We start from the raw sequence: 20,738 nt of genomic DNA, 5'->3' as shown, positions 1-20,738 counted from the left end.
GCCGGTGTAGCGTCGGCTCGTGCACATCGTGATCATGGGCTGTGGCCGTGTCGGTTCGACCCTCTCCCGCAGCCTCGAGCAGCGGGGGCACACGACTGCCGTCATCGACTCCAATCCGGACGCGTTCCGGCGCCTCGGCCCCGGTTTCACCGGCATCACGGTGACCGGCATGGGCTTCGACCGCGAGGTCCTGATCAAGGCCGGCATCGAGACCGCGGACGCCTTCGCCGCCGTCTCCAGCGGCGACAACTCCAACATCATCTCCGCGCGGGTCGCCCGCGAGCAGTTCAAGGTCGAGAACGTCGTGGCGCGCATCTACGACCCGGGCCGCGCCGAGGTCTACGAGCGGCTCGGTGTGCCCACCGTCGCCACGGTGCCGTGGGCCGCCGACCAGGTGCTGCGGCGCCTGGTGCCGGAGGACGCCGAGCCCGCTTGGCGCGACCAGACCGGCCAGGTCCGCCTCGACCAGGTCTACGCACCGTTCTCGTGGATCGGTCACCGCGTCGCCGACCTCGAGATGGCCGCCGACGTACGGGTCGCCTTCATCCGCCGACTCGGCACGGGCGTCATCGCCCGACCCGACACCGTGATCCAGGAAGGCGACTACCTCAGCCTGTTCCTGCTGGAGTCGACCGCCAAGAGCTCACATGCGGCCATCGAGGCCGGACCGGAGGACAGCTGATGCGTGTCGTGATCGCCGGCGCCGGCGCGGTGGGGCGTTCTGTCGCCCAGGAGCTCATCGGCAACGGGCACTCGATCCTGCTGATCGACAAGTCTCCTGCCTCCATCCGGGCCGAGCTCGTCCCGGATGCCCAGTGGCTGCTGGCCGATGCGTGCGAGCTGTCATCCCTCGAGGAGGCCCAGCTCGAGTCGTGCGACGTCGTCATCTCGGCGACCGGCGACGACAAGGCCAACCTGGTCATCTCGCTGCTGGCCAAGACCGAGTTCTCCGTCCCCCGCACCGTCGGCCGGGTCAACCACCCGAGCAACGAGTGGCTGTTCAGCGAGTCCTGGGGCGTCGACGTGTCCGTCTCCACCCCCCGGCTGATGTCGGCGCTGGTCGAGGAAGCCGTCACGGTCGGCGACCTGGTCCGGCTGTTCACGTTCCGGCAGAGCGAGGCCAATCTGGTCGAGCTCACGATGCCGGCCAACTCGCCGTTCGTCGGCAAGCGGGTCAGCGAGGTCCCATGGCCCACCGACGTCGTGCTCGTCGCGATCCTGCGCGGCAGCTCGATCGAGACGCCGGATGCCGATCGGTCGCTGGAGGCCGGCGACGAGCTGCTGTTCGTCACACCCGAGGACGCCGAGGACAGCCTCGGCGAGCTGCTCTCCCCCAAGCACTGAGCCCGCGTCAGGGACGGCGCGGATCAGGTCCGAGGTCGATGGGTGTGCGGTTGCGGGTCAGCAGCCAGGCCATGACGGCGAAGGCCGCCAGCTGCAGCGGCCAGCCGAGGATGATCTTGGACGCACCCAGCAGGCCTATCTGGTGGTCGAGCCACAGCGGCAGCTGCACCACCACGCGGATCACGCACGGGACAGCCAGGACCCAGGTCAGGCGCGAGCACAGCCGCACCATCGCCTTGTCCTCGTGCCACGCCGTGGCATCGCCCATCACCGAGCCGACCATGAACCCGACGATGGGCCACCCGATCAGGATCGTGAACACGATGACGACGGCGTAGGCGCCGTTGTAGATCAGCCCGGGGGTGAACACCGCGCGGGCCACGTCCTCCTCGGACCCGCCCGACTGCGAGGCGCGATAGGCGAACAGCGCGCCGATGCCGATGCCGACCAGCGCGTTCAGGACGAACTGGGTCGACGACCTCTGCAGAAGGCGGACGACCAGCAGGGCTGCGGTGACCGCGATGCTGGCGATCAGCGACATCCGGATGTCGTCGGAGACCAGGAAGCAGATCGTGAACAGGGCGGTGGGAACCGCGCTCTCCACGATGCCCCGCGGCCCGCCCAGCGCCTTGGCCAGCTGGGCACGGACGACTTGCTCGACCGTGGCCTGGGCAGAGGTCACGCGTCGAGCTCGTATCGCGGGTTGTAGATGATGCGGGTCGTGCCGCGCATCCCGATCCGGCCGTGCGCCGTGAGCTGACGTCCGGCGCTGATGCCCTCGATCTTGCGACGCCCCAGCCAGATGAGGGTCACGCTGTCGGACCCGTCGTACAGCTCGGCCTCGAGGGCCGTGATCCCGTCGACCGGACGCAGCGTGACCGAGCGGAGAACCCCGTGGATCGTGGCCATGCAGCGGTCGGCCTGCGACGAGATGAGCTGACAACCGGCCCTGGCGGCGTCGTTCTTGAGCTCTCCGGCCTCCTGGTTCTCCGTGGAGAGCCGTTCGAGGGTCCTGCTGAAGCGTCCCATACCAAAAGCCTACTCGTCGTCGGCGACCAGCGTGGCGTTCGGCGGCAGCGTCAGCAGCAACGACTCCCGCGGGATCCGCGGCTCGGGACCACGCTGCACGATGACATCGCGCAGGGTCTGCATCAGCACGTCGTCGTCGGACGGGTTGAGGGCCGCATCGCCCAGGAAGGTGGCCCGCAGCAGCCAGCGGGGACCCTCGATGCCGACGATGCGGCTGGGCTGGAATCCCTGCTCGCCGTCCGGCAGCTCGGCGGGGACCTTGACGTGCAGCTCGGCGCCGAACGGCCCGTCGACCTGCTCGCACTCGCCGTCGAGGCGAGCCACCTCCAGGATCAGGTCGTCGCGCACCTCGTCCCACAGACCTCCCGAGCGCGTCGCGGCGAAGGCACGCAGCTCGAGCGCGGAGGACTCCGCCACCAGCATCACGGCGCCGATCTCGCCCTCGGCGCCGTCGGTGGGCAGCTGGACGTCCAGACCGGGGCGCACGCGCACCAGCAGCGAGCCGAGGTCCAGGTACGTGCCGTCCTCGTCGGGCGTCCGCTCCGTGGAGTCCCATGGACCGGCGTGGCGCACGCCCTCGACCTCCACAGGGGCGGGGACCGGCTGGTCGTCGGACGTTCGCTTGTTGCGTCGCAGTGCCATCAGGTGCTCTCTTCGTGGACCGGGGCGGTCGCGTGACCGCCGGTAGAACCGTAGCCCCCCGCACCACGCACCGAGTCGGGCAGCAGCGGGGACTCGACGAAGGTCACGTGCTCGACCTTCTGGATGACCAGCTGGGCGATGCGGTCGCCGCGGGTCAGCGTGATGCGCTCGGTCGGGTCGTGGTTGACCAGCAGCACCTTGATCTCGCCGCGGTAGCCGGCGTCGATCGTCCCGGGGGTGTTCACGATCGACAGGCCCAGCCGCAGCGCGAGGCCGGATCGGGGGTGCACGAACGCGGCCAGCCCGTCAGGCAGGGCGATCGCGATCCCCGTCGGCACGAGGACCCGTTCGCCGGGGGCGATCTCGACGTCGATCGTCGTGACCAGATCCGCCCCGGCATCACCGGGGTGGGCGTAGGCCGGGAGGGGGACGCCGGGATCGAGCCGCGTCACGGTCACGTCGAGCATGCCGTCGAGACTACCTGCGTCGCACACCAGATCGGCATGAGGCAAGGTTGGAACCGTGACGACCTACCGCGAGCGCCTGACCGCCCCTTTGTCCTGGTGGTTCGCCGCGCTCGGATTCGCCGTGGTGTGGGGATGGCTCTTCCTGGTCGCCACGACGTGGATCGCCGCGATCGTGGTCACCGTCCTGCTGGCAGCGGCTGGGTTCTACGCCGTCTGGCGCTACGGCTCGGTGCTCATCACCGTCGGCCCCGAGGGGCTGCGCGTCGGCCGGGCCTTCGTCGAGGCCACCCACGTCGGCAACGTCACGGCGCTGGATCGCGCCGCGTACCGGACCCAGCTGGGAACAGGAGCGAACGCCCGCGCGCACCTGGTGACCCGGCCGTACCTCGACCATGGTGTCCTCGTCGACATCGACGACCCGGCCGACCCGACCCCGTACTGGCTGGTGTCCAGCCGGCATCCCGCGGATCTCGCGGCGGCCCTGTCGGCCGGTGGCACCGGCTCCCCCACAGCACCGCACGACACGAATGGAGACGCACCCCGTGGCGAAGAAGGCTAAGAAGGGCAAGAAGGGGGCTTCGCTGATCGAGCAGGCCGCCGCCACCCCGAACCGGAAGGCACCCAGCAAGGGCGCCTGGAAGGTCATGGACCGCGGGTCGTCGCTCGTCGGTGGCCTCCTGGCCGCACGAGCGTCCGCCGTCGCGTGGCGGGTCGTCACCGGCCACAAGCCGCCGACCAGCGGGCGGCACCCCGAGGTCAGCACCCGCGAGGCCGTGACCTGGGCCGTCGTGGGCGGCGGCATCATCGAGCTGGTCAAGGTGGGCGTGCGCCGCAGCGCCGCGACCTACTGGGTCAAGTCGACCGGCCAGCTGCCGCCGGGCATGAAGCCTCTGGCGGCGGCGAAGGCAGCGGGAACGAAAAAGGAGCCGGTCCTGTAGGGAACCGGCTCCCGCATCGGTCTCACATTACTCGCCCACGGCGAGCTGTCAGTCAGCGCAGTCGCGGCAGACGAGAACACCGTTCTTGTCCGAGGCCAGCTGGCTGCGGTGGTGCACCAGGAAGCAGGACGAGCAGGTGAACTCGTCGACCTGCTTGGGCACCACCTGGACGGCCAGCTCCTCGTGGGAGAGGTCAGCTCCAGGCAGCTCGAAGGACTCTGCAGCCTCGGTCTCGTCCTCGTCGACCTTGCCCGAGTTCTTCTCGTGCCGACGCGCCTTGAGCTCCTCGATGCTGTCCTCGGACTGCTCTTCCTCAGTCTTGCGCGGTGCGTCGTAGTCGGTAGCCATCACATCTCCCTTAGTCCAGAACAACCGGCGTGATTGTGCCACACGATCCTGTGGCCCTCACAGTCAGAATCCACAAGCGCGCACGAGGTCGAAATATTCCGCTGTCGCGTCAGGATGAGCGGCCATCACCATGCGCTCGTCCGGCTCACCGTCCAGACCGGTCACGATGAACCCCGCCTCGGTCGCGACGAGCCCCGCCGCGGCGCGGTCCCACACGTGCAGGCCCTGCTCGACGTAGGCGTCGTACTGGCCCTCGGCGAGGGCGCACAGCTCCAGTGCGGCGGAGCCGATCCGGCGGATGTCCGCGATGTGCGGCAGCAGCTTGGCGACGGCAGCGGACTGCCGCGCGCGGATCTCGGGCACGTAGTTGAAGCCGGTCGCGATGATCGCCTGCGCCAGCGGTGGCGGCTGCGGGGCGGCCAGCCGCACCTTCTGGTCGCCCTCGTGCCGCCACGACCCGGCACCGAGGACCGCACCCCATTCGAGGCCGGTCGCGATGTTGACGACGTGCCCGGCCACCACGGCGCCGTCGCGCCGGGCAGCGATCGACACGGCGTAGGACGGGATGCCGTGCACGAAGTTCACGGTGCCGTCGATCGGGTCGACGACCCAGTCGACGCCGGTCGTCCCCACGATGTCGTCGCCCTCCTCGCCGATGAAGCCGTCGTCCGGCCGGGCCGCGAAGATGCGCTCGCGGATGAGCCGCTCGCACGCCCGATCGAGCTCGGTCACCACATCGGTGGCGCTGCTCTTGGTGGCGGCGACGTCGACCCGGCCGGACGGGCGGTTGGTGCGCACGAACGCCGAAGCCTCCAGGCCCACCTGCCGAGCCAGCTCGTACAGGTCGTGGCTCATGCGGGGCCGATGGCGAAGTCGGCGGACCCGATCGTGGGCTTCGACGACCGCGGGTTCAGGCAGCAGTCGGTGGGGCACAGATCGGGCCAGGCCGGGATGTCGCCCAGCGCCACCCGCTCGACGGGCTCGCCGCGCTCGACGGCGGCACGCTCGCCCAGCAGCTCCCGGATCATCGCGACGAAGTCGGGGTGCGCGCCCGGTGTCTCGACCCGCTCGAACCGCAGGCCGAGCTCCTCGGCGGTGGCGCGGGCCTCGGTGTCGAGGTCGAAGATGACCTCCATGTGGTCGGAGATGAACCCGATGGGAACGACGACGACCGACTCGGTCCCCTGCCGGTGCAGCTCACGCAGGTGGTCGTTGATGTCGGGCTCGAGCCACGGCATGTGTGGCGACCCGGACCGCGAGCAGTACGCCAGCGACCACTGCTCGGCGCCCGCACCGTCGGCGACCATCGCGGCGACGCTCTCGTGCTGGCGCTGGTAGGCCTCGCGGCCCGGTCCGCCGCTGGCCTCGTTCATCGAGGTGGGGATCGAGTGGGTCACGAACACGACGTGGGTGCCGGCCGGCGCGGTCGCGAGCGCCTCGCTCGTGGCCTCCGTGAAGGGGCCGACGAAGCCGGGGTGGTTGAAGTAGTGGCGCAGTCGGCTGAGCTCGACCTGGACGCCGGTCGTCGCGTCGTACAGGTCCTCGCGGTACTGCCGGCACCCGGAGTACGAGGAGTACGCGCTGGTGACGAAGCAGGCGGCGCGCTGCACGCCGTCGGCGGCCATCTGGGCGGCAGCGTCGCGCAGGTACGGATCCCAGTTGCGGTTGCCCCAGTAGATCGGCAGGTCGACGCCATTGGCGGCGAAGTCCTCGCGCAGCGCATCGAGCAGCTCGCGGTTCAGGTCGTTGATGGGCGACCTGCCCCCGAACAGGAAGTAGTGCTGCCCGACCTCCTCGAGCCGTTCGCGCGGGATCCCGCGCCCGGCCGTCACGTTCTCCAGGAACGGGACAACATCCTCGGGGCGCTCGGGGCCTCCGAAAGAGACCAGCAGCAGTGCGTCGAACGGGCGAACATCCATGGCCTCATCCTCTCACCGGAGCCGATACTCTGCCTTGCTGGCCGGTCCGGCCCCGAGCGAGAGGAAACCATGCTGAGGAAGTACCGCGAGGCCCTGGCGTACCCGGGTGCCGCGCTGTTCTCGTTCACCGCCCTGTGGTCCAGGCTGCCGCTGTCGATGGCGGGGCTGGGCATCGTCCTGCTGGTGGAGGGGCGCACGGACTCGTTCCGCCAGGCCGGGGTCATGTCGGCGGCGTACGTCCTGTCCGCGGCCGCGTTCGGTCCGCTCCAGGGACGTCTGGCCGATCGTTTCGGCCAGGGGCGGGTGCTGTGGGTCGTCGGCCTGGTCTACGCCGTGGGCATCGCAGCCTTCCTGTACTCGATCGAGGAGAATTGGTCGGCGCCGTGGCCGCACGCGTGCGCGGTGCTGGCCGGCCTCGCGACGCCGCAGACCGGCAGCATGGTGCGGGCACGCTGGATCCACGTCATCGGCGACCGCACCCGGCTCAACACCGCCTTCTCCATCGAGGCGGTGCTCGACGAGGCCGTGTTCATCGTCGGGCCGGTGCTGGTCACCTTCCTGACCTACCAGGTCTCGGAGTACTCAGGACTCCTCTGCGCGGCAGCGGCCGCACTGCTGGGCAGCTGGGCGCTGGCCCTCCAGCGCGGCTCCGCCCCACCGCCGGCAGGACGCCGCACGAGCCATGCCCCGCCGCTGAACTGGCGCGGCCTGTGGCCCCTGGTCGCCGTCGCGGTGGCACTGGGGATCGTCTTCGGATCGGCCGAGGTCATCATCGCCGCATTCGTCGACGAGCAGGGCCACAAGGATGCGGCCGGGGTGGTGCTGGCCGTCTGGGCCGCCGGCAGCCTGCTGGCCGGTGTCGCGGTCGGCGCCCTCCCCCAGGCGGTGGATCCCGTGCGGCGCCTGCGCGTCTCGATCCTGCTGCTGAGCGTGGTGTTCGGCCCGATGGCGCTCGTGTCGGACATCCCCCTGCTGGCCGTGATGATGTTCCTGGGCGGCTTCATGATCTCCCCGGCGCTCATCGCGATGGTCCACCTGGTGGAGACGCAGGTGCCCGCCTCACGGCTGACCGAGGCGCTCACCTGGACCACCACGGGCATGGCGGTGGGCGTCGCCCCCGGCGCCGCCGTGGCCGGCTCCCTGATCGACTCCCACGGAGCCTCAGCCGGCTTCCTGGTGCCGCTGGTCGCCGGGCTGGCAGGCACCGCCGTCGCCTGGGCGGTCCCCACGAGAACCCGCGAAGCGCAGGTGAGCGGGAGCGCCGACAGTCACTAAAGTTGAGTGCACGATGACCCAGATCACACTCGCAGAACGCAGCATCGAGCTCGTCCGCACCTGGACCGAGGCGGAGCGACCCAGGGGACGCCGCCGTGACGCGGCAGCCGGCCGCCTCGCGACTCTGCTCAAGGATCCGCACGGCCTGCAGTTCACGATCGGGTTCGTCGACCGGGTCGTCCGCCCCGACGACCATCACGTCGCGGCACGCAACCTGCGTCATCTCGTGCGCGACCTGCCGGCGTTCCTGCCGTGGACGCAGAAGGCGCTGCTGAGGACCGGCGCCGTCGTGTCGCTGGCGCTGCCGGGCCTGGTCGTCGCGATCGCACGGCGCACCCTGCGCGGCATGGTCGGCCACCTCGTGGTCGACGCCCGCCCGCGCCGGCTCGACCGGACGATCAAGAAGTTGCGGGCCGGCGGCGACCGGCTCAACCTGAACCTCCTGGGCGAGGCCGTCCTGGGCGACGGGGAGGCGGCTCGCCGCCGTGACGGCACGCTGGAGCTGCTGCGCCGCGAGGACGTGGACTATGTGTCGATCAAGGTGTCCGCCGTCGCGAGCCAGCTGTCGATGTGGGCCTTCGACGAATCGGTGCAGCGCGTCGTCAAGCAGCTCACGCCGCTGTACGAGCAGGCGGCCAGCGGCGAGCCGACCTTCATCAACCTGGACATGGAGGAGTACAAGGACCTCGACCTGACGGTCGCGGTGTTCACGACGATCCTGCAGTCCTTCCCCGATCTCGAGGCCGGCATCGTGCTGCAGGCCTACCTGCCCGACGCGCTGGGTGCCATGCAGCGGCTCCAGGACTGGGCCGCGGAGCGCCGCGCCGCCGGCGGAGCGCCCATCAAGGTGCGCATCGTCAAGGGCGCCAACCTGGCCATGGAGCGGGTCGACGCGGCGATGCACGGCTGGCCGCTGGCGACCTGGTCGAGCAAGCCGAAGACCGACACCAACTACAAGCGGGTGCTGCACTGGGCGCTGACCCCGGAGCGGGTCGATGCCGTGCGCATCGGGGTCGCCGGCCAGAACCTGTTCGACGTGGCGTACGCCTGGCTGCTCGCCGGTGATCGCGGCGTCCGCCAGTCGGTCGACTTCGAGATGCTGCTGGGCATGGACACCGGTCCGGTCGACGCCGTGCGCGGCGACATCGGCCAGCTCCTGCTCTACACCCCGGTCGTGCACCCCAGCGAGTTCGACGTGGCGATCTCGTATCTCGTGCGGCGGCTGGAGGAGAACGCCAGCAGCGACAACTTCATGTCGGCGGCCTTCGAGCTGGCCAGCAACCCGTCGCTGCAGGCCCGCGAGGTCGAGCGGTTCGTGCGATCGGTGGAGGCCCTGGACAGCTCCGTGCCACGGCCCCACCGCGTCCAGGACCGACTGACCGACACACCCACGGCGTCGCCCGGCCCGTTCGCCAACACGCCTGACACCGACCCCTCGACCGCAGCCAACCGCGAGTGGGGACGGCTCGTCCTGGCCCGCGCCGCGTCCACCGAGGTCGGCGCGGAGACAGTCGGCGCAGGCGTCGTCCCAGGACCGGTCGAGCTCGAGGCGATCGTGCAGGACGCCCGCGCCGCCGCGCAGCCGTGGCACGCCCGTGGAGCGGCGGACCGCGCCCGCATCCTGCACGAGGCTGCAGCCGCCCTCGGTGCCCGCCGGGGCGACCTCGTCTCGATCATGGCCGCGGAGGCCGGCAAGACCATCGCCGAGGCCGATGTCGAGGTCAGCGAGGCGATCGACTTCGCCAACTACTACGCCGAGTCCGCGCTGGCCCTGGACGTCGTCGACGGGGCGGAGCTCGTGCCCGACCGGCTGACCGTGGTCATCCCCCCGTGGAACTTCCCCGTCGCGATCCCGGCCGGCTCCGTCCTGGCAGCGCTGGCGGTCGGCAGCGCCGTCATCATCAAGGCCGCGCCGCAGACCCGCCGGTGCGCGGCGGTCATGGTCGAGGCGCTCTGGCAGGCCGGCGTTCCACGCGACGTCCTGCGGTACGTGACGCTCGACGAGGGCGCACTCAGCCAGTCGCTGGTCGCCCACCCCGAGGTCGACCGGGTCATCCTCACCGGCGGGTGGGAGACCGCACAGCTGTTCCGTTCCTGGCGCCCCGACCTGCCGCTGCTGGCCGAGACCAGCGGCAAGAACTCGATCGTCATCACCCCGAGCGCCGACATCGACCTGGCCGTCGCCGACCTGGTCAAGAGCGCCTTCGGGCACGCAGGGCAGAAGTGCTCCGCGGCGAGCCTGGCGATCCTGGTCGGCTCGGTCGCCGAGTCGGAGCGTTTCCGGCGCCAGCTCGTCGATGCCGTGTCATCACTCAAGATCGGGCACCCGGACGATCCGGAGGTCACGATGGGGCCGGTCATCGAGCCGCCCACCGGCAAGCTCGAGGAGGGCCTGACCACCCTCGAGCCGGGCCAGGGCTGGCTGCTGGAGCCCCGGCAGATCGGGACCGACCGCCGGGTCTGGTCCCCCGGCATCCGCACCGGGGTGCAGCCCGGAAGCCGGTTCCACACGACCGAGTACTTCGGGCCCGTGCTGGGCATCATGCACGCCGCGGACCTCGCCGAGGCCATCGCGTGGCAGAACGCGACCGACTACGGGCTGACCGCCGGTCTGCACTCGCTGGACGCCGACGAGGTCAACACCTGGCTCGACGCCGTCGAGGCCGGCAACCTGTACGTCAACCGGGGCACCACCGGCGCGATCGTCCGACGCCAGCCGTTCGGCGGCTGGAAGCGATCGTCGGTGGGCACCACCGCGAAGGCCGGCGGCCCCAACTACCTGACCCGGCTCGGCACCTGGCACCCGCAGCCGCTGCAGCCCAGGTCGGAGCAGGTGACGCTGTCGCCGGCGGTCGAGGCCCTCCTGGCAGCAGCCGAGCCCCACCTGTCGCCCACCGACCGCGACCAGGCGCTGGCCGCGGCGCGCTCCGACCAGATCGCATGGACCGGCGAGTACGGCATCGCCCGGGACGTCTCAGGGCTGGAGGTCGAGCGCAACGTGTTCCGGTACGTGCCCGTGCCGGTGGCGATCCGGTTCGACGGCTCGCTGCCCGAGCTGGTCCGCGTCCTGCTGGCCGCGGCACGCGCCGGCGCATCCGTCACGGTCAGCACCCGTTCCCCGCTGCCGGGGACGATCGCGCCGGACGCCCGGGTCGAGAGCCACGAGCAGTGGCTGGCACGCGCGGCGGCCGAGCGACCCGCTCGCATCCGCCTGATCGGCACCGACCCCGTCGAGCTGGCGACCGTCCTCGACGGAGATCCCGATGTCGCGATCCACGCCGGCCCGGTCACTCCGTCCGGACGGATCGAGGCGCTGCCCTTCCTGCAGGAGCAGGCCATCTCGATCACCAACCACCGCTTCGGCAACCACGACGCCGAGTTCGACCGGGTCCTGCCGAGGCGCTGAGCCGGCGCGGCGGTTCAGCCGCGCAGGGTGCCCGGTGGCAGCGGCGCCGACCAGCCGCGCAGCAGGGCCAGCACCCGCCAGACCAGGCAGGTCGCGCCTGCGACGGCGTACCACCACGGGGACCCGTCCATCGCGTGCACGACCGAGGCGATGAGCGCACCGGCGAAGGCCGGGGTCGCGTAGAGATCGCCGCGGAAGATCACCGGGACGCGCCCCGACGCGACATCGCGCATCATGCCGCCACCGACGCCGGTCAGCATGCCCAGCGCAGATGCCGACAGGACGTTGAGACCGGCCGCCCCGGCGGTCACCGCACCCGTGACACAGAACAACGACAGCCCCAACGCGTCCAGCAGCATGATCTCCCGCTCGAGCCGGCCGAACACGGGGTGGAACATGAACACCACCAGCGCGGTCACGAACGGCACCACCAGGTAGCGCCAGTCCTCCAGCGCATTGGGTGGCACGCTGCCGATCAGCAGATCGCGCAGCACGCCGCCGCCCAGCCCCGTCATGAGTGCCAGGACAGCGACCCCGAAGACGTCCAGCTCCTTGCGCACGCCCACCAGGGCGCCGGTGGAGGCGAACACGGCGATCCCGAACAGCTCGAGGATCAGCAGGAGGGTGGATGACACTCGACGACGCTATCGCCTGTCGGCGCGCCGCGAACATCTACCTCCTCGCCCGCCTAGGATGGGGACACGGTCCGGGTGAACGCCCACCCGAAGTCGTGACAGTCGGAGGCGATGGAATGCGAGATCTCAGTCTTGACCGATTGAGCGAGGACGGACGATTCCTCATCGCGCGCGACGTCACCACCGGCGCCCAGTACCGCATCCCCGCTGATCACCGCCTCACGTCCCTGATCGGCACGCCCTCCCGCAACGGAAGCACCTCCGGCCAGATGGAGATCCGCATGCCCAGCACACTCAGCCCACGTGACATCCAGACCCGCATCCGACGTGGTGAGTCACCGCAGTCGGTCGCCGACTCCGCCGGTGTCCCGCTGGCCCAGATCGAGGGATTCGCCGGCCCGGTCCTGGCCGAGCGCGAGTTCATCTGCGAGCAGGCTCGCAAGACCGCGGTGCGCCGCAAGCACGTCAGCGGTGCCGGTGTGCTGATGGGCACCCTGGTCACCGAGCACCTCGTCTCCTCCGGCGGCGTGCCCGAGGAGGCCGCCTGGGACTCCTGGCGACGCGAGGACGGCCGGTGGACCGTCGTGGTGACGCCGCACGGCGCCACCGAGGTCGCAACCTTCGTGTTCGATGCGAAGAGCCGCTACGTCCTGCCCGAGGACGAGGCCGCCCACGAGCTGGTCGGCGACGTGGCGCTGCCGGACTCGACCGACATGGCCATCGCCGACGCGGTCCGCGCCACGACTCCCCCGGCCGAGCCGGAGGCCGCCGCGCCCGTCGCGCCCCCCGCCGTCGAGATCCCCGAACCCATCGAGCCCGCCGAGGAGGAGACCCTCAGCGGCGTCTCCTCGCTCAAGGCGGCCCGCGATCGCCGGGCCCTCGAACAGCTGGCGCTGGGCGATCTGGACCAGCCCGAGCCGCTCCCCGCCCCCGAGGTCGGCCACGGCTTCGAGGAGGCACTGGACGAGAACGTCGCGGTGCCCGACACCATGGGTCCCCGCAAGAAACGCCATGAACGACGCCGCGTGCCCAGCTGGGACGAGATCATGTTCGGCGACAAGTCGGACTGACCGGCGTGGTCCGTGCGGCGGATGACAGAATGCTCCCGTGGCGGCACTGACGTTCTGGACAGGCACGATGGACGCCGGCAAGTCGACCCTCGCGCTGCAGACCAATCACAACCATGCCGCCCGGGGCCGCGCCGGGATCATCTTCGTCAGCAATGACCGCACCGGGTCGGCGGTGCTGACCAGCCGCCTCGGCCTCTCGCACCCCGCCGTCGAGGTCGGTCCGGACTTCGACTTCTGGGCGTTCATCGTCGGCAGGCTCACGCAGGGCTCCAAGGTCGACTACCTGGTGTGCGACGAGGCCCAGTTCTACTCCCCCCTGCAGGTCGAGCAGCTGGCCAAGATCGTCGACGAGCTGCGCATCGACGTGTTCTGCTTCGGGATCCTGACCGACTTCCGCACCCGGCTGTTCCCGGGCGCCGCCCGCCTCGTGGAGCTCGCCGATCGCACCGAGGTGCTGCAGGTCGAGGCGCTGTGCTGGTGCGGCAAGCGCGCCACCCACAACGCGCGCACCGAGAACGGCGTCATGGTCACCGAGGGCGAGGTCGTCGTGGTGGGCGATGTCGAGGAGCTCGACGCGGCGGACGAGCCGCCGGAGGTCGCCTACGAGGTGCTGTGCCGCCAGCACCACCGGCTCGCGCTCACCGCGGCGCGGGCCCGCGCCACCGGGCGTCTGGCCAACACCGAGCTGCTCCCCTTCGACTGAACCGGCCGGAAAACCCCTGGCTCAGGTGGCGACGAGCACCGGGATGCGCAGCTCGGCCTCGGTGATCGAGCCGTGGAAGCCTGTCATCTTCAGCTCGACACCGAACTCCCGCGACGAGAACACCGCGAAGTCGCCCAGCGAGGCCACCACGACGTCGCCGATGCGTCCACGGACATCGTCCGAGATCGGGCCGAACCAGTCCTCGATGCCGTCCTGGGTGCGGACGACGGCACGATCGCCCAGCTCGGAGCGCCAGCGGGCGGCGACCTCGTCGGCGGCGCCGGGACGGGTGTACACGTGGCGGAACCGGGCCTCGCCCGCCAGCAGGGTCACGTCGTCCAGCAGCCGGGGCACCAGGTCGACGTCAAAGCGCTGGTCGAAGGGCAGGTCGAGCATGCCGTGGTCGGCGGTGACGATCAGGACCGTGTCACGCGGCAGCTCGTCGCGCAGCTCGGCCAGCTCGGTGTCGATCGTGGTGAGCATCTCGCGCCACTCCGCCGAGGTGCACCCCATCGAGTGGCCCGTGTGGTCCAGGCGCGACTCGTACGCATACGTGACGGCCCGCGGGGCGGACTCGATGACGTCGACCACGACGTCGAGGCGCTCGTACACCGAGTTGATGCCGTGGAACGGGACGCCGCGCTGGCTGCACACCGTCAGGCCTGTGCCCTCGAACTTGGCGTCGTTGACCGACGAGGCAGAGATCCCGGCCTCGCGCAGCTGCTGCAGGACGGTCGGGAAGGGCTGCCACACGGTCGGGTCGATGGGCTGGTCCCACTTCAGGGAGTTCATCCTGCGGCCGGTCTCGGGGACCCGGGCGGTGTACCCGACCATGCCGTGCTGGCCGCCCTGGAGGCCGGTGCCGAGCGAGGTCAGGCTCGTGACCGTCGTCGACGGCACCCCGCAGACCACGTCCTCGACATTGGTCAGGGACGACAGGAACGGCGCGGCACCGGCATGCTCGCGCAGCAGCTCGAGCCCGAGCCCGTCGACGAGGAACACGACGTACCGCGGCGCCTCGGGCAGACCGAGGGTGTTGGTGAACCCGTCGACACCCATCGCCGCTGCCACGGAGGGCATGATGTGGTCGATCCTGCGCCGTCCGCCGAGGCCCGGCGTCATGCGATGCGGCCGCTCGTCGCGGCCGAGAGGGTGCGGGCGAAGGCGAGCAGCCGCTCGACCGCGGCACCGCCGTCGCCGGCCGCCGCGAGCCGCAGCGAGAAGTCGTCGCCGGCCACGCTGCCCGAGTAGCCGTGATCGGCCTCGCACTCAGGATCGGAGCAGCGGGCGGGCTCGAGCTCGACGCGCGAGACCGAGCCCCAACCGATCGTCAGGAGCGCCTCCTCCAGCTGCTTGGAGTTGGACGTCACCATCCGGGTCACGACGACCGAGCGCACCTGGCTCAGCGCCACCGCCTCGGACGTCGTCGAGGTGTAGGCCTGGGGCAGCAGGTCGTCGCCGGGGTGCTCGTCGGTGTGGACGAGGATCAGCCGGCTCGGCGTCAGGGCCAGCACCGTCATGTGGCGCCGGATCTCGTCGCGGTCGAAGGTCGGCTCGTGGTGCAGCACGTATCCCGCGACGACCTCGCCGGCGAGCGCATCGCGCAGGCCCTCGGCCACGATCTCGGGGTAGTAGCCACTGCGCGAGACCTCGTCGAACAGCGCGGTGGTGTGGTCGGTGGTCATCAGGCGAGCGTATCGCCCGAGGGTGCGGGCTGACTCAGGCGTCGGACGTACCACTCGCCACGGCGGTCGGCGGACGGTGTCACCTTGGCCCGCGCGCTCAGCACCGTGAACCCGTCGGGGTGCACCGAGACCGGCTCGAGGTCGAGCTCGGCGATCTCCGGCAGGTCGTCCTTCATCGCGGCGAGGCGCACGATGATGTCCTGCAGACCGTCGACGTCGACCGGGTCGGAACCGCGGTAGCCGTACAGCAGCGGCGCCGAGCGCAGGTTGCGGATCATCGCCTCCGCGTCCAGGTCGGTCAGCGGCGGGATGCCGTACGAGCGGTCGTCGAGCAGCTCGCTGGGCGCCCCGGCCAGCCCGAAGGAGACCAGCGGGCCGAACAGCGGGTCCTCGGTCACGCTGAACGAGACCGGGATGCCCTCCGGGGCCGACCGCTGCACGAAGAACTTGGTGTCCTTGCGCATGCCGGCCCACCCGGTCATCTCGTCCCACGCAGCGCCCATGCCCGCGGCGCTGTGGATGCCCCTCCAGACGTGGGCGATGTCGGGGCGGCTGCGCAGGTGCTCGCTGCCGGCCTTCAGCACGACGTCCCAGCCCAGCTTCTCGCCGGCCGCGATCGCCTCGTCACGGTTGTGCACGTTGATCCACGGCAGCATGTCGATGCCGTAGCAGGCCAGCAGGTCGTGGACCTGCTCGGTGGACAGGATCGCGCCGCGGGGTGCCTGCTTGAGCACCTCACGGACCAGGTCGCGGGCATCGCCCGTGCGGTGGTCGAATGCGAGGTGGAACTCGCCGTGGTCGCGCGCGGCCCACTCCGAGTAGTTGACGACGCGCGCCAGCGCCCGGACCGCCGACTCGGGCGCGGCGTACGACGGCACCGAGCCGCGTCCCGCCGACCCACCGAGCAGATCGGGCACCCGCAGCAGCACCGGGACGCCCTCGCTGCCCAGGAACGTCGACACGATGGGCTTGTCGGACTGCTCCCCCACGGCCGCCAGCACGTTGGCGACCTCCTCGCCGGAGGTGTTCAACGGCGGGATGTACACCGCGACGAGCGCGTCGGTGTCCGGATCGGCGATCGCGGCCTCGATCGCGATCTCGAAGTCGTCGGCGCCTGCGGTGGCACCCAGCGACACCGGCTCGGCCACCTGCAGGCCGGCGGCCGCGGCGGCGTCGGCCACGATCAGCGTCACGGCGTCGGAGTTGCCGACGATCGCGATCCGGTTGCCACGCGGGAGCGGCTGGTGCGCCAGGAGCTGGGCGACGTCGAACATCTCGTCGAGCGTGTCGACCTGGATGACACCGGCCTGCCGGAACATCGCGTCGACCGCCGACTGGGGCGCGGACGTCCGCGCGACCGTGTGCCCGACCGGCACGCCCTGCGTCGAGCGCCCGGACTTGACCGCCACGATCGGCTTGGTGGCCGACACCCGCCGGGCGATGCGGGAGAACTTGCGCGGGTTACCGATCGACTCCAGGTACAGCAGGATGACCTCGGTCGCGTCGTCCTCCTGCCAGTACTGCAGCAGGTCGTTGCCCGAGACATCGGCGCGGTTGCCCGCCGAGACGAAGGTCGACAACCCCAGACCACGTCGTGACACCGACTCCAGGATCGCGGTGCCGAGGGCACCGGACTGGCAGAAGAAGCCGACGCGGCCCTGCGGCGGCATCGCCGGCGACAGGGATGCGTTGAGCTGCAGATCGGGCGCGGTGTTGATGATGCCCAGGCAGTTGGGCCCGACGAGACGCAGTCCGTAGGAGCGGCTGAGCCCGAGCAGGGCGCGCTGACGCTGGCGGCCCTCGGGTCCCTCCTCGGCGAAGCCGGCGGAGATCACGATGAGGCCATGGACGCCCTTGGCCGCGCAGTCGAGCACGACGTCGTTGACCGACTCGGCCGGGACCGCCACGATCGCGACGTCGACCTCGCCGGGGATGTCCTGCACCCGCTTGTAGGCCGGCAGGCCCGAGACGGCCTCGGCCTGGGAGTTGACCGCGTAGACACTGCCGCCGAAGTCGCCGAGCACCAGGTTGCGCACCATGGCCTGGCCGATGGAGTCCTGGCGCCGGCTCGCGCCGATCACCGCGATGCTGCGGGCCTTGAAGATGCGCTCGATCGAGGCCGCCTCCGCCCGCTGCTCGCGGGCCTGCATGACGCTCATCGCGGTGTCGGTGGACTCCAGCTCGAAGGTCAGGCGCTGCACGCCGTCCTCGATCATGCCCTGGATCTGGTAGCCCATCTCGCGGAAGATCTGCTGCATGCGGGCGTTGGCGGGCAGGACGTCGGCCACGAACCGCCGGATGCCGCGCTCGCGGCCGGCCTGGGCCAGGTGCTCCAGCAGCAGCTGGCCCACTCCCCGGCCCTGCTGGGCGTCCTCGACCAGGAAGGCGACCTCGGCCTCCTCGTCGCTGACCGCGTCATAACGGCCCACCCCGATGATCGCGGAGTGCATCGTGACGACGAAGGCGACCCGGCGGTCATGGTCGACCGATGTGAACCGCTTGACGTCCTTGGCGGACAATGTCGGGTAGGGCGCGAAGAATCGAAAGTACTTCGACTCGTCGGACACCCGTGAGTAGAACTCGATGAACCGATCGGCGTCGGTCTCCTGGATCGGCCTGAGCTGGGCGACACGTCCGTCCTTGAGCAGGACGTCGGCCTCCCAGTGCTCGAAATGCGCCTCGCTGGTCACGTTCACAACCTATCGGGTCCACTCCCGGCGTGGCGGTGGGCGTCCACGCGCGGCGGCAAGGAAAATGGACCGTCGAGCACCGTCGAAATCCGAGAGGCAGGCATGGCCCGCAGCAGCAAGCCAGCACCAGAGGAGGAGTTCGAGGAGCACATCCTCGACACCGACGTCGGCGACGAGATGCGATCGAGCTTTCTCGAGTACGCCTACTCGGTCATCTACTCGCGCGCGCTGCCGGACGCCCGCGACGGGCTGAAGCCCGTCCAGAGGCGCCTGCTCTACACGATGGACGACATGGGGCTGCGCTCCGATCGCGGTCACGTCAAGAGCGCGCGTCCGGTCGGTGAGGTCATGGGCCGGCTGCACCCGCACGGCGACAGCGCGATCTACGACGCGCTGGTGCGACTCGTCCAGCCGTGGTCCCTGCGGCTGCCGCTGGCCGACGGCCACGGGAACTTCGGCTCGCAGGACGATCCGCCCGCCGCGATGCGGTACACCGAGATCCGGATGCACGCCGCCGCCGAGGCCATGACCGCCTCGATCAATGAGGACACCGTCGACTTCCGGCCCAACTACGACGGGCGCGAGACCGAGCCGGTCGTCCTGCCCGCGTCGCTGCCCAACCTGCTGGTCAACGGCGCCAGCGGCATCGCGGTCGGCATGGCCACCAACATCGCACCGCACAACCTGATCGAGGTCGTCCAGGCGCTGCGGCACCTGATCAAGCACCCCAAGGCCGATCTCGACGACCTCATGCGCTTCATCCCCGGCCCCGATCTGCCCACCGGCGGCAAGATCGTCGGCCTGGAGGGCATCCGCGACGCCTATGCGACCGGCAACGGCACGTTCCGGATGCGGGCCTCGACCCGCATCGAGAACGTCACGCCCCGCAAGAAGGGCATCATCGTCACCGAGCTGCCCTACAACGTGGGGCCCGAGAAGGTCATGGAGGCGATCAAGAAGCTCGTCCAGGCCAAGAAGCTGCAGGGCATCTCGGACCTGAAGAACCTCACCGACCGGCACAAGGGACTGCAGCTGGTCATCGAGATCAAGAACGGCTTCATCCCCGAGGCGATCCTCGAGCAGCTGTTCAAGAGCACCCCGATGGAGAGCTCGTTCGGCATCAACGCGGTGGCTCTGGTCGACGGGCAGCCCCGCACGCTCGGCCTCAAGGAGATGCTGGAGGTCTACCTCGCGCACCGCATCGACGTCGTCCGCCGGCGCACGACCTTCCGGCGCGGCAAGGCCGCCGACCGCCTGCACCTGCTCGACGGCCTGATGCTGGCCCTGGTCGACATCGACGAGGTCATCCAGCTGATCCGGGCCAGCGACAACCGCACGGACGCCCGCGAGCGGCTCATGAGCGTCTTCGACCTGTCCGAGATCCAGGCCACCTACATCCTGGACCTGACCCTCGGCCGCCTCACGCGCTACGACCGCATCGAGGTCGAGAAGGAGATCGCCGAGCTGCGTCGCACGATCGAGGAGCTCGACGCGATCCTGGCCGACGAGCAGCTGTTGCGCACCGTCGTGGGCGACGAGCTGGCCGAGATGGCCAAGACGTTCGGCACCCCGCGGCGGACCGTCCTGCTGGAGTCCTCCGGCCAGACCAAGACCGCGACCACCTCGGTCGAGGTCAGCGACGACCCGTGCTGGGTGTTGCTGTCGGCCACCGGCCTGCTGGCGCGCACGACCGACGACTCCCCGTTGGGCGATGTCGACCGGCGGGTCAAGCACGACACGATCCTGTCGACGGTCCGCACCACGGCGCGCGGCGAGATCGGTGTCATCACGGCATCCGGCCGGGTCCGCCGCATCAACGTGCTCGATCTTCCTGTCCTCCCGCCCACGGCCCAGTCGCCGAATCTGCAGGGCGGTATCCCGCTGACCGAGATCGCCGACCTGGACTCCGCGCCGCTGGCTCTCATGGCCTTCGACGAGGACGGGCCCGGCATCGCGCTGGGCACCAAGCAGGGCGTCGTCAAGCGGGTCAAGCCCGATCACCTGAGCCGCGACGAGTGGGAGCTGATCTCGCTGGCCGACGGCGACTCGGTCGTCGGGGCGACGGCGCTGGCCACCGGCGAGGAGCAGCTGGCCTTCGTCACCAGCGATGCGCAGCTGTTGTACTTCGCGGCCTCCTTGGTCCGGCCGCAGGGCCGCTCGGGCGGCGGCGTGGCCGGCATCAAGCTCGCCACCGGCCAGTCCGTGGTGGCCTTCGGCGCGGTCGCCGATGTCGAGGGCGCGTACGTCGTCACGGTCGCCGGGTCCAGCGACGCACTGCCCGGCACGCAGACCGGTGCGGTCAAGGTCAGCCCGCTGTCGATCTACCCGCCGAAGGGTCGGGCCACCGGCGGCGTCCGCTGCCAGCGCCTGCTCAAGGGCGAGGACGGGTTGCTGACGGCCTGGGTCGGCGACGGCGTCCCGATGGCCTGCGCGACCAGCGGCTCGCCGGTCGACCTGCCGCCGGTCAGCGACCGTCGTGACGGCTCGGGTGTTCCCGCCGCACAGCCCATCGCCGCGATCTCGGGAGCGCCCGGGGCCCAGCTCGGCGTCGCGCAGGCGTCGACCCCTCCCGTGGGAGACTGACACC

20 protein-coding genes are annotated in these 20,738 nt (G+C 70.6%); 9 read left to right on the top strand and 11 right to left on the bottom strand.

The annotated features are described in order from the left end of the window. Positions 1 to 19 precede the first annotated feature (19 nt). Complete coding sequence (locus tag NQV15_RS07535; RefSeq protein ID WP_232399205.1) at positions 20 to 682, top strand: potassium channel family protein; 663 nt, start codon at positions 20 to 22, stop codon at positions 680 to 682. Beyond that, complete coding sequence (locus NQV15_RS07530; protein ID WP_232399204.1) at positions 682 to 1,344, top strand: potassium channel family protein; 663 nt, start codon at positions 682 to 684, stop codon at positions 1,342 to 1,344. Before NQV15_RS07535 ends, NQV15_RS07530 begins: the two co-directional genes overlap by 1 nt. A gap of 7 nt (positions 1,345 to 1,351) precedes the next feature. Here the strand turns inward: NQV15_RS07530 and NQV15_RS07525 are convergent, their stop codons facing one another. The 4 genes from NQV15_RS07525 to dut are packed head-to-tail and all read right to left on the bottom strand — an operon-like array spanning position 1,352 to position 3,482. Further along, positions 1,352 to 2,026, bottom strand: a complete 675-nt coding sequence (locus NQV15_RS07525) for a DUF3159 domain-containing protein (protein ID WP_232399203.1) — start codon at positions 2,024 to 2,026, stop codon at positions 1,352 to 1,354. Next, a complete protein-coding gene (locus tag NQV15_RS07520) occupies positions 2,023 to 2,373 on the bottom strand; it encodes an OB-fold nucleic acid binding domain-containing protein (RefSeq protein WP_232399202.1) in 351 nt (116 codons plus the stop codon). Before NQV15_RS07520 ends, NQV15_RS07525 begins: the two co-directional genes overlap by 4 nt. 9 nt (positions 2,374 to 2,382) lie before the next feature. After that, entirely contained in the window at positions 2,383 to 3,015 is a 633-nt protein-coding gene (locus NQV15_RS07515; RefSeq protein ID WP_232399201.1) for a DUF3710 domain-containing protein, read from the bottom strand. After that, the gene (gene dut, locus NQV15_RS07510; RefSeq protein WP_232399200.1) at positions 3,015 to 3,482 is read right to left on the bottom strand and encodes a dUTP diphosphatase; all 468 of its coding nucleotides are present in this window, start codon (positions 3,480 to 3,482) and stop codon (positions 3,015 to 3,017) included. The genes NQV15_RS07515 and dut overlap by 1 nt, the downstream gene beginning before the upstream one ends. Positions 3,483 to 3,537: 55 nt before the next feature. On the opposite strand from dut, the gene NQV15_RS07505 reads away from it, so the two are divergent. Together NQV15_RS07505 and NQV15_RS07500 are read left to right on the top strand one after the other, a co-directional pair. After that, complete coding sequence (locus NQV15_RS07505) at positions 3,538 to 4,041, top strand: DUF3093 domain-containing protein (protein ID WP_232399199.1); 504 nt, start codon at positions 3,538 to 3,540, stop codon at positions 4,039 to 4,041. Beyond that, positions 4,025 to 4,420, top strand: coding sequence for a DUF4235 domain-containing protein (locus NQV15_RS07500; RefSeq protein WP_232399198.1), 396 nt, complete (start codon positions 4,025 to 4,027; stop codon positions 4,418 to 4,420). The genes NQV15_RS07505 and NQV15_RS07500 overlap by 17 nt, the downstream gene beginning before the upstream one ends. A 48-nt stretch (positions 4,421 to 4,468) precedes the next feature. Here the strand turns inward: NQV15_RS07500 and NQV15_RS07495 are convergent, their stop codons facing one another. The 3 genes from NQV15_RS07495 to NQV15_RS07485 form a co-directional block, all read right to left on the bottom strand. Then, a complete protein-coding gene (locus tag NQV15_RS07495) occupies positions 4,469 to 4,768 on the bottom strand; it encodes a DUF4193 domain-containing protein (RefSeq protein ID WP_232399197.1) in 300 nt (99 codons plus the stop codon). 63 nt (positions 4,769 to 4,831) lie between these two features. Then, on the bottom strand, positions 4,832 to 5,623 hold the full coding sequence (locus tag NQV15_RS07490; RefSeq protein WP_232399196.1) for an inositol monophosphatase family protein: 792 nt from the start codon (positions 5,621 to 5,623) through the stop codon (positions 4,832 to 4,834). Then, on the bottom strand, positions 5,620 to 6,687 hold the full coding sequence (locus NQV15_RS07485) for a ferrochelatase (RefSeq protein ID WP_232399195.1): 1,068 nt from the start codon (positions 6,685 to 6,687) through the stop codon (positions 5,620 to 5,622). Before NQV15_RS07485 ends, NQV15_RS07490 begins: the two co-directional genes overlap by 4 nt. A 69-nt stretch (positions 6,688 to 6,756) precedes the next feature. Here NQV15_RS07485 and NQV15_RS07480 point away from each other — a divergent pair, with 69 nt between their 5' ends. After that, positions 6,757 to 7,962 carry an MFS transporter gene (locus NQV15_RS07480; protein WP_232399194.1) on the top strand — a complete coding sequence of 402 codons (1,206 nt, stop codon included), beginning with the start codon at positions 6,757 to 6,759 and terminating at the stop codon, positions 7,960 to 7,962. 13 nt (positions 7,963 to 7,975) lie between these two features. Next, complete coding sequence (locus NQV15_RS07475) at positions 7,976 to 11,368, top strand: proline dehydrogenase family protein (RefSeq protein WP_232399193.1); 3,393 nt, start codon at positions 7,976 to 7,978, stop codon at positions 11,366 to 11,368. A gap of 14 nt (positions 11,369 to 11,382) precedes the next feature. Here the strand turns inward: NQV15_RS07475 and NQV15_RS07470 are convergent, their stop codons facing one another. Next, positions 11,383 to 12,003, bottom strand: coding sequence for a trimeric intracellular cation channel family protein (locus NQV15_RS07470; RefSeq protein WP_232399192.1), 621 nt, complete (start codon positions 12,001 to 12,003; stop codon positions 11,383 to 11,385). On the opposite strand from NQV15_RS07470, the gene sepH reads away from it, so the two are divergent. Both sepH and NQV15_RS07460 read left to right on the top strand, forming a co-directional pair. Beyond that, the gene (gene sepH / locus NQV15_RS07465) at positions 11,997 to 13,073 is read left to right on the top strand and encodes a septation protein SepH (protein WP_306459364.1); all 1,077 of its coding nucleotides are present in this window, start codon (positions 11,997 to 11,999) and stop codon (positions 13,071 to 13,073) included. The two genes, NQV15_RS07470 and sepH, sit on opposite strands and share 7 nt — an antisense overlap. 37 nt (positions 13,074 to 13,110) lie before the next feature. Next, the gene (locus NQV15_RS07460; RefSeq protein ID WP_232399190.1) at positions 13,111 to 13,776 is read left to right on the top strand and encodes a thymidine kinase; all 666 of its coding nucleotides are present in this window, start codon (positions 13,111 to 13,113) and stop codon (positions 13,774 to 13,776) included. Positions 13,777 to 13,797: 21 nt separating this feature from the next. Here the strand turns inward: NQV15_RS07460 and NQV15_RS07455 are convergent, their stop codons facing one another. The 3 genes from NQV15_RS07455 to NQV15_RS07445 are packed head-to-tail and all read right to left on the bottom strand — an operon-like array spanning position 13,798 to position 18,151. Beyond that, positions 13,798 to 14,856, bottom strand: a complete 1,059-nt coding sequence (locus tag NQV15_RS07455; RefSeq protein ID WP_232399189.1) for an alkaline phosphatase family protein — start codon at positions 14,854 to 14,856, stop codon at positions 13,798 to 13,800. Between the two features lie 38 nt (positions 14,857 to 14,894). Next, entirely contained in the window at positions 14,895 to 15,461 is a 567-nt protein-coding gene (locus tag NQV15_RS07450) for a DUF5998 family protein (protein WP_232399188.1), read from the bottom strand. Continuing rightward, positions 15,461 to 18,151, bottom strand: a complete 2,691-nt coding sequence (locus NQV15_RS07445; protein ID WP_232399187.1) for a bifunctional acetate--CoA ligase family protein/GNAT family N-acetyltransferase — start codon at positions 18,149 to 18,151, stop codon at positions 15,461 to 15,463. Before NQV15_RS07445 ends, NQV15_RS07450 begins: the two co-directional genes overlap by 1 nt. 102 nt (positions 18,152 to 18,253) lie before the next feature. On the opposite strand from NQV15_RS07445, the gene NQV15_RS07440 reads away from it, so the two are divergent. Beyond that, positions 18,254 to 20,734, top strand: coding sequence for a DNA gyrase/topoisomerase IV subunit A (locus NQV15_RS07440; RefSeq protein ID WP_232399186.1), 2,481 nt, complete (start codon positions 18,254 to 18,256; stop codon positions 20,732 to 20,734). Positions 20,735 to 20,738 lie beyond the last annotated feature (4 nt).

The sequence above is a fragment of the Aeromicrobium wangtongii genome (assembly GCF_024584515.1).
Taxonomy (GTDB): Bacteria; Actinomycetota; Actinomycetes; order Propionibacteriales; family Nocardioidaceae; genus Aeromicrobium; species Aeromicrobium wangtongii.
This window is presented reverse-complemented; position numbering and strand designations above follow the sequence as displayed.

Bases quoted from the DNA above. Each gene is read 5' to 3' on its own strand.
- NQV15_RS07480 (WP_232399194.1), top strand. From the start codon at position 6,757: ATGCTGAGGAAGTACCGCGAGGCCCTGGCGTACCCGGGTGCCGCGCTG.
- NQV15_RS07485 (WP_232399195.1), bottom strand. From the start codon at position 6,687: ATGGATGTTCGCCCGTTCGACGCACTGCTGCTGGTCTCTTTCGGAGGC.
- NQV15_RS07495 (WP_232399197.1), bottom strand. From the start codon at position 4,768: ATGGCTACCGACTACGACGCACCGCGCAAGACTGAGGAAGAGCAGTCC.
- NQV15_RS07515 (WP_232399201.1), bottom strand. From the start codon at position 3,015: ATGGCACTGCGACGCAACAAGCGAACGTCCGACGACCAGCCGGTCCCC.
- NQV15_RS07440 (WP_232399186.1), top strand. From the start codon at position 18,254: ATGGCCCGCAGCAGCAAGCCAGCACCAGAGGAGGAGTTCGAGGAGCAC.
- NQV15_RS07455 (WP_232399189.1), bottom strand. From the start codon at position 14,856: ATGCCCTCCGTGGCAGCGGCGATGGGTGTCGACGGGTTCACCAACACC.
- NQV15_RS07530 (WP_232399204.1), top strand. From the start codon at position 682: ATGCGTGTCGTGATCGCCGGCGCCGGCGCGGTGGGGCGTTCTGTCGCC.
- NQV15_RS07475 (WP_232399193.1), top strand. From the start codon at position 7,976: ATGACCCAGATCACACTCGCAGAACGCAGCATCGAGCTCGTCCGCACC.
- NQV15_RS07450 (WP_232399188.1), bottom strand. From the start codon at position 15,461: ATGACCACCGACCACACCACCGCGCTGTTCGACGAGGTCTCGCGCAGT.
- NQV15_RS07490 (WP_232399196.1), bottom strand. From the start codon at position 5,623: ATGAGCCACGACCTGTACGAGCTGGCTCGGCAGGTGGGCCTGGAGGCT.
- sepH (WP_306459364.1), top strand. From the start codon at position 11,997: ATGACACTCGACGACGCTATCGCCTGTCGGCGCGCCGCGAACATCTAC.
- NQV15_RS07520 (WP_232399202.1), bottom strand. From the start codon at position 2,373: ATGGGACGCTTCAGCAGGACCCTCGAACGGCTCTCCACGGAGAACCAG.
- dut (WP_232399200.1), bottom strand. From the start codon at position 3,482: ATGCTCGACGTGACCGTGACGCGGCTCGATCCCGGCGTCCCCCTCCCG.